Source organism: Marinomonas piezotolerans, assembly GCF_003362755.1.
Classification (GTDB): domain Bacteria; phylum Pseudomonadota; class Gammaproteobacteria; order Pseudomonadales; family Marinomonadaceae; genus Marinomonas; species Marinomonas piezotolerans.
This window is the reverse complement of record NZ_QKRA01000005.1, coordinates 219,629-227,713: the sequence shown is the minus strand read 5'-3', so window position 1 is coordinate 227,713 and position 8,085 is coordinate 219,629. Positions and strand designations below refer to the sequence as shown.

General features: G+C 46.4%; 7 protein-coding genes. 5 read left to right on the top strand and 2 right to left on the bottom strand.

Going from position 1 to position 8,085, the window contains the following annotated elements; genetic code table 11:
- Nucleotides 1-88, top strand: an 88-nt coding sequence (locus DN730_RS12520) for an integrase core domain-containing protein (RefSeq protein ID WP_147290581.1), incomplete at its 5' end; no start/stop codon positions are given.
- A 9-nt stretch (nt 89-97) separates the two neighbouring features.
- Here the strand turns inward: DN730_RS12520 and DN730_RS12515 are convergent.
- A complete protein-coding gene (locus DN730_RS12515; RefSeq protein WP_115468478.1) occupies nt 98-991 on the bottom strand; it encodes a LysR substrate-binding domain-containing protein in 894 nt (297 codons plus the stop codon).
- Nucleotides 992-1,119: 128 nt separating this feature from the next.
- Between DN730_RS12515 and DN730_RS12510 the strand changes: the two genes are divergently transcribed.
- Nucleotides 1,120-1,362: a DUF1127 domain-containing protein gene (locus DN730_RS12510; RefSeq protein WP_115468477.1), complete on the top strand. Its 243-nt coding sequence runs from the start codon at nt 1,120-1,122 to the stop codon at nt 1,360-1,362.
- 114 nt (nt 1,363-1,476) lie between these two features.
- Nucleotides 1,477-1,743: a DksA/TraR family C4-type zinc finger protein gene (locus tag DN730_RS12505; RefSeq protein WP_115468476.1), complete on the top strand. Its 267-nt coding sequence runs from the start codon at nt 1,477-1,479 to the stop codon at nt 1,741-1,743.
- A gap of 49 nt (nt 1,744-1,792) precedes the next feature.
- On the opposite strand, the gene ppsA is transcribed toward DN730_RS12505, so the two are convergent.
- Nucleotides 1,793-4,186 (bottom strand): phosphoenolpyruvate synthase, encoded by a 2,394-nt coding sequence (gene ppsA, locus DN730_RS12500; RefSeq protein WP_115468475.1) that lies wholly within the window; start codon nt 4,184-4,186, stop codon nt 1,793-1,795.
- A 185-nt stretch (nt 4,187-4,371) separates the two neighbouring features.
- Between ppsA and DN730_RS12495 the strand changes: the two genes are divergently transcribed.
- Both DN730_RS12495 and rnr read left to right on the top strand, forming a co-directional pair.
- The gene (locus DN730_RS12495) at nt 4,372-5,175 is read left to right on the top strand and encodes a pyruvate, water dikinase regulatory protein (protein ID WP_115468474.1); all 804 of its coding nucleotides are present in this window, start codon (nt 4,372-4,374) and stop codon (nt 5,173-5,175) included.
- A 327-nt stretch (nt 5,176-5,502) separates the two neighbouring features.
- Nucleotides 5,503-8,070, top strand: a complete 2,568-nt coding sequence (gene rnr, locus DN730_RS12490) for a ribonuclease R (protein ID WP_115468473.1) — start codon at nt 5,503-5,505, stop codon at nt 8,068-8,070.
- Nucleotides 8,071-8,085 lie beyond the last annotated feature (15 nt).

The window sequence follows — 8,085 nt, the reverse complement described above, 5'->3', positions numbered from 1 at the left end:
AGACTATGCAACAGAATGGCTGTGGTTTTACAATCATGAAAGGCCACATACTGCCAACGGAGGTAAGCCACCTCTAATGGCTGCATAACCTCTACTTTTAAGCTGTATTAAAAAGGGGAGGATTACCCTGGAAGTTCTGTACTTTTTGATATTTAAAGTGGGGAGCTGGGGCGACGAGGTAGAAGTCATATTGAGACTTCATATAAATCGGAATCGGGCAGATCAATTGCCCTTTTTCAATCTGGTCGTATACCAACCCATAGCGCGCCATGGCAAGGCCTTGACGAGACAGTAGCGCTTCGATAAGCGTGGTGGAATCCGTTGTATGAAATTGGGATTTCATGGGTAAGTCGTACATTTCTAAAAAATGCTGTAGTACTGGCCAGATATGTTTTACATCAGGTCCTGTGTCAGTGATGACAGGAATATTGCTGATTTGAGATTTGATCGGCTTGTTCATATTGATCAGGGACGGGTGGCAGACAAGCACTAAATGCTCCTCGAATAGAGGCTTTGACGTGAGCCCTTCGTATTGACCTCGCCCTAAGCGAATGCATAGGTCCAAATCGTTATCTGAAAATGTTGACAGGCCGGAATCGAGATTTAGACGGAGACTTATGTCTGGTGCTTGAGCTTGAAAGCGTCCTAGGCGTGATACCAGCCAACGGCTTGAAAACGAAGGGAGTGAGCTGATCACTAGCGTATTTGGGTTAGGGTCTTCTGTAATGCCTTTAACGCCTTCTTCTAAAGATAGAAATGCCCGCTCAACATAATCATACAAATACTGCCCTCCCGCCGTTAGGCTAATTTGGCGCGTGTGTCGCTCAAACAGCTCGACGCCAAGGGTTTGCTCTAAGGATTTAATTTGTTGGCTAATGGCGGCTTGTGTCACAAACAGTTGTTCTGCTGCTTTTTTAAAGCTCAGTGTCTGGGCGGAATGACGGAAGGTCAGCAAGGACTTTAGTGGCGGTAATGAGCGACGGGAAGACATTTTTAACTCTTTTATGATTAAGTTTATCTTAAGTATAGGTCGCTTTTTCTCGTTTGTCGTGAACCAATTTATTGTCGATTATTTAGACATAAGGTAAACGTGAAACGTCATGAGAAGAGGTGATTGCTATGAATGCTTGTTCAGATCAACCGTTTGGATGTGTAAAAGAAGGCACTACTGACAGTATGTGCAGTGACAGTCATACATTAGATAGAGTGAAGGTTAAGGCATGGAGGAAGACGCTTGCGATCATCGCTCATAATTGGCGTACTCGCAGTCGGTTGAAGACACTTAATGAGTCACAGCTGAAAGACATCGGGCTTAGTGCCGCGGATGTGGATCATGAAACCCGCAAGCCATTGTGGAAGTAGGTTTGATCACTTGTTAATTTGCTCTAAAGCGACATTTAAATGTAAGCGCTTGAGTGTTATTAGACTAATTTTTATACTCGGCGTTTGTTTTTAGTTAGTGCTTTTGAGGTGGTTATGGCAAGTGGTTGGGCGCATGACGGGGCGGTTCAAGATCAGATTGATGCAACGGTCAATTCCGCGGTTGAACGGGCTCGTAGTCAGTTAACTGTGGGAGACAGCCTAGAGTTTTGCGAAGAATGTGATGCTGAGATACCAGAGAGGCGTCGTGTCGCGATTCCCGGTGTTCGGTTATGCATTCAGTGTCAATCTGAGCAAGAGGCGTCCAGACGCTCGAGCGCTTTGTATAACCGCAGCGGCAGCAAAGATAGCCAACTACGCTGAATAAAAAAAGCCCCGCAATGCGGGGCTATCAACTTAGAGAGTGCTGTGACTATACAGCGTTCTGACTTAGTGAGGCGTTTTCGATGACCTCGCTAAGATGCAGCCAAGTTTCAACCACGGTGTCAGGGTTGAGTGAAACACTTTCGATACCTTGAGCAACCAGCCAATCAGCAAAATCTGCATGGTCCGACGGGCCTTGACCACAGATACCAACATATTTTCCTTTCGCTTTACACGCTTCAATCGCCATTTTCAAAAGCTTTTTGACCGCTGGGTTGCGCTCGTCGAACTTATCAGCGATCAAGCCAGAATCACGGTCTAGACCAAGCGTTAGCTGAGTTAGGTCGTTTGAGCCAATAGAGAAGCCATCAAAGTACTCTAGGAAGTCATCGGCTAGCAGTGCGTTGGATGGTAGCTCACACATCATGATGACTTTAAGGCCGTTATCACCGCGCGCTAAGCCTTGTTCCGCCAATAGCTCAGTAACCTGAGCGGCTTCTTCTAATGTGCGTACAAAAGGAATCATGATTTGTACGTTGGTGAAGCCCATCTCGTTGCGTACGCGACGAATCGCTTCACACTCCAGCGCAAAACAATCGCGGAAAGAATCATCGATGTAGCGTGCTGCACCGCGGAAGCCAAGCATTGGGTTTTCTTCATCGGGCTCAAAGCGTGGTCCGCCGACCATGTTGTGGTATTCGTTAGATTTGAAGTCGGATAAGCGGACAATGACGGGTTTGTTAGAGAACGAACACGCCAGTGTCGAAACGCCTTCTACAAGCTTTTCAACGTAAAACTCTACTGGGCCTGCGTAGCCTGCGATGCGATGGTTGATCTCTTCTTTTAGACCTGCGTCCATATCATCAAAATTCAGTAACGCTTTAGGGTGAATACCGATCATTCGGTTGATAATGAATTCTAGTCGCGCCAAGCCTACGCCCGCATTGGGTAGCATTGCGAAATCAAACGCGCGGTTAGGATTACCAACGTTCATCATGACTTTGACAGGAAGCTCTGGCATGTTGCCGACTTCAGATGTAATAACGTCAAACTCAAGATTGCCTTGGTACACGAACCCCATGTCACCTTGCGCACATGAAACGGTGACTTCTTGTCCAGTTGTTAAGGTGTCTGTTGCATCACCAGTACCGACCACTGCAGGGATGCCAAGCTCGCGAGCGATGATTGCAGCGTGACAAGTACGACCACCACGGTTAGTGACAATCGCAGACGCCTTTTTCATGATTGGTTCCCAATCTGGGTCAGTGATGTCTGTTACGAGGACGTCACCGTCTTGAATGCGGTCCATTTCGTTGATTGAGCTAAGTACCTTAACTGTTCCTGAGCCGACTTTATGGCCGATAGCGCGGCCAGTCACTAGCACAGGGCCAGTTTGCTTCAACGTGTATTGTTCCATGCTTTGCGCGTTAGCTTGAGAGCGCACCGTCTCTGGGCGTGCTTGTACAATGTACAATTTGCCATCTTCACCGTCTTTGGCCCATTCGATGTCCATAGGGCGCTGGTAATGCTTTTCGATGATTTGTGCTTGACGCGCTAGGTCTTCGATTTCTTCGTTTGATAGTGCAAAGCGATTTTGGTCTGCTAAAGCGACAGGTACGATTTTAACGAGTTCACCGCTGTCTTTATCCGCATATTCCATTTTTTGAGCTTTGCTGCCCAATGTTTTACGTACGACCGCAGGACGACCCGCGTCAAGCGTTGGTTTGTGAACATGGTATTCATCAGGGTTGACGGTACCTTGTACAACCATCTCGCCCAGACCATAAGCCGCCGTGATGAAAACCACTTCATCAAAGCCAGATTCTGTATCCAGTGTGAACAGTACGCCAGAAGAGCCAATGTCGCTGCGTACCATTTTTTGGATACCAGCGGACAGCGCTACACCTTTATGTTCAAAGCCTTGGTGCACGCGGTAGGAAATCGCGCGGTCATTAAAGAGTGATGCAAAAACTTCTTTGATGGATGCTTTGATATTGTCGAGACCTTGTACATTTAGGAAGGTCTCTTGCTGCCCTGCGAAGGATGCATCAGGTAAATCCTCAGCGGTCGCGGAAGAGCGTACAGCGAATGAAGCGCCGCTGTTGTCTTGTGCTAGCTCAGAGTAAGCTTTTTCGATCTCTTGGTTGAATTCGTCAGAGAAGTCGGCCGTTTCAATCCACTCACGAATTTGTTTGCCAGCGACCGCTAGCGCTTGAACGTCATCGACATTGAGCGAATCGAGTAGGTCGTGAATTTGTTGATTCAGACCACTTTCTTCTAAAAATGCTTGATAGGCATAAGCAGTCGTAGCGAAACCATTGGGTACTTGAATACCAAGGTCTGAAAGGTTGGATATCATCTCCCCTAGAGAGGCGTTCTTTCCACCTACTTCACCTACATCATCGAGGCGTAAATCGCTAAACCACTTAATAAATTTGCTCACACTGAACTCCAAGTTGTCACGTAAAGAATTATTATCATGTTTGTTATTATTGCGTCTTGCCAAACACAGACGGCGAAGGCCATTGTAGAAAGAGCTCGATTGGCGAGTAAAATCGATTATTCGATGTTGTTTTATTTCAATCGATTTTTTAAATGTCGTTGTATAACAACAAAAAAGGGGTTTATGTGAAGATCTATTTTGTCTCGGATGGCACCGCCATCACCGCAGAAGTGTTCGGCTCGACGATGCTATCGTTTTTTGATGTGGACGTTCAGAAAGAGAGTGTGCCATTTATTACCACGGCGGATCAGGCTAATGGTTTTTGTAAGCAGCTGCATTTAGAGGATCCTGAGGGCGAGAATACTTTGGTGTTTTTCACCATTTCCGACCCAAAAATCCGTGCGATCATCGAGTCATCAAACAGCCACTGTTATAACCTATTTGGGGATTTGTTAGCGCCAATTGAGAAAGCGTTGGGTGTGCCTGCTCAGCCTCAGGCGCAAAAGGCACATGGGATTAAGCAAGGGGTGTACGATGGCCGAATCGATGCAGTCAACTACGCGCTTGCCAATGATGACGGCGCTTCTGTGCGTAATTTTGATGAAGCGGAGATCATTTTATTAGGGGTGTCACGCTCAGGTAAAACGCCAACAAGTTTATACCTTGCTATGCAATATGGTATCAAAGCGGCGAACTATCCATTGACGGAAGATGACTTTTCAAGCGTCGGATTACCGGCGGTGCTAAGGCCTCATCGTAAAAAGCTGTATGGACTTACCATTGACCCTAACAGATTGCATGAAATTCGTACGGGCCGAATGGCGGCAAGTAAGTACGCATCACCGCGCCAGTGTCGTTACGAAATCGATGAAGTTGAGGCGATTTACCGTCAAGAGCGGCTGCCATCGATTAATACCACACTTCTGTCTGTGGAAGAAATTTCCACCAAGATCATGGCAGAGATGCATTTAAGCCGAAACAGAAACTAGGGTCAAAGGCTGGAAACTATCAACTTTTTAGATGGGTTCGCCCGTATTGACAGAAATGTGTCATATTTTGAGCTAGGAATGCACACTTTTCTTTATATGGGGCGGTTAGTTAAAACGAGAAACGGCAGGATGTAACCACTTATTTTGGCATTTTGTCGTCTAATTACGGATAAGTGCTCCGTGATTTCACTAGATGATGAAGCTTTAGTGAAGATTGATGTGGGCGTTAGAGCGTAATTATTCGTAATAACTTATACTGGGCACATAAATAGTACATTCAAAGAAGGGCGCTATAAGAAAGTCCTTCTCATTATAGGACGGTATCGTTTGAGTAAAAACAAAACACAAGATCCATTTCGAGATCGGGAAGCGTCAAAATATGACAACCCGATCCCAAGTCGAGAATATATATTAGAACACATTGCCTCGGTGGGTCGTGCTGTTACGCATCCTGAGTTGTGCGAAGCCTTTAACTTAAAAGACGAAGACTCCATAGAGGCTGCGCGCCGCCGTTTGATCGCCATGTGTCGTGATCATCAGTTGACCAGCGATGCTCGGGATGCTTATTCCCCGATTGCAAGTGAAGACCTCATTGAAGGGTACGTGCAAGGTAGTAAGGACGGCCACGGCTTTCTATTGCGCAAAGATGCTGATGATCTCTTTTTATCTCAGCGTCAAATGCAATCCGTGATGGATGGTGATCTAGTGGTGGTTCGTGCGTCTGGTAAAACCATTCGCGGCCGTCAAGACGCTGTTGTCGTGGAAATCAAAGAGCGCAAACACTCTCAACTGGTAGGGCGCTACTACGAAGAAAGTGGTTCTGCGTTTGTGACACCAGAAAATCCTCGTATCTCCCAAGACATTATGATCGATCAAGGCTCGGGACTCGCGCCGAAGCATGGTCAATATGTATTAGTAGAAATTGTCAGTTACGCAGAGCGACGCTCAGCGGCAAAAGGTATTGTGAAAAAGATCCTCGGTGATTTTATGGCGCCCGGGTTAGAAATTGATGTCGCTATTCACCAATACGAGATCCCAAATGAGTGGCCGAAAGCGGTTGCTCAACAAACTCGCCATTTCACAACTGAAGTGGCAGAAGAAGATAAGACTCATCGTGTCGACTTGCGTCAGACGCCGTTTGTGACGATTGATGGGGAAGATGCCCGTGACTTTGATGATGCCGTGTATTGTGAGAAAACACCGGGTGGCTGGAAATTGTTTGTTGCCATTGCCGATGTTTCACATTATGTCAAAAAAGGCACTGCACTAGACGAAGAAGCGATTTTACGGGGCAACTCAGTGTACTTCCCAGGCCGAGTCGTCCCCATGTTGCCAGAAGTGTTGTCGAATGGTCTGTGTTCACTCAACCCAAATGTCGATCGCTTGGCGATGGTGGCAGAGATTTCGTTGACGTCTCGCGGTAAGATGCGTGGCTTTAAATTCTACGAAGGCATTATCAATTCTCACGCGCGTTTGACTTACACCAAAGTAGCAAAAATGATTGCTCCTGAGCTGGATGAGCAAGGCGAAGAGCTTCGCGAGCGCTACAAGGACATTGTTACACATATTGATGATCTAAATGGTTTGTATAAAGTGCTGCGTCAATCACGTGAAGAGCGTGGCGCGATGGACTTTGATACCGTCGAGACGCGCATGGTGTTCGATGAGAACTCTAAGATTGATCAGATCGTACCGATAGAGCGTAATGATGCTCACAAGCTGATTGAAGAGTGTATGTTGTGCGCCAATGTCGCGACGGCGGAGTTACTGCTGAAGGCAAACATTCCCGCGCTATATCGTATCCATGAAGGTCCGAAAGAAGAGAAGTTGATTGCACTGCGCACATACTTGTCTATTTTGGGGTTAGAGCTTGGAGGTGGAGCAAAACCTACGCCATCCGATTATGCTGACTTAGCAGATAAAATACAGGAACGATCCGACAAGCGTAGTATCCAAACCATGCTACTTCGCTCTATGTCTCAGGCAGTTTACCAGCCTGACAATGTTGGTCACTTTGGCCTCGCTTATGAAGCCTATACACACTTTACTTCTCCCATTCGTCGCTACCCTGATTTATTGGTGCATCGCGCTATTCGCTACCTTATTCGTGGCGAGGGTGCCCCGAAGTTACGTCAGGTTTATAAAGTCCCTGGTAGTCCATCCTTAAAAGCGAACAAAATTTACGGCTATGATGATGCTGATATGGACCAACTTGGTGAGTCTTGTTCCAATACTGAGCGACGTGCCGACGAAGCGACTCGAGATGTTGAATCTTGGCTGAAGTGTCAGTATGTCGAACAGCATTTGGATGAATCTTTTGATGGTACGGTCACCGCTGTGACGCCTTTTGGTTTGTTTGTTGAATTGGAAGGGCTGTATGTAGATGGTCTTGTCCACGTGTCTGCGTTGGGTAATGACTACTTTACGCATGATCCTGAGCATCAAGCCATGATTGGAGAACGCACCGGTAAAGTATATCGCTTGGGAGATCAATTGCGTGTTGCCGTTGCTAATGTGAACTTAGAGCAACGTAAAATTGATTTGAAGTTGCTTGAAGGGAAGTCTGCGCCAAGGAAAAAGTCACGTATGAATCGTGATGAAATATCTGAATTGGATATGCAGTTGGCTCAATTGCCTCCGATGGAGTTGGGTGGTCGAGTCAAACCAACGGGCAAGAAAACCGACGAAAAATCACAGACGAAAGAAAATGCAGAAAGTCCGTCAAAGCGTAAGCCTAAGAAAAAAGAGATCTCAAAAGGTAAGAAGGCACGCTTAAATAAAGCAAAAAAACAAGCGACTGGTGCTAAAAAATCATCGACTGTCAAGGCGGCTGCAAAGCCTAAAAAAGCTAAACCTAAGAAAAAAGCGAATGCAAAGCCACGTGCACGCGATTAACAACATTCCTGAATA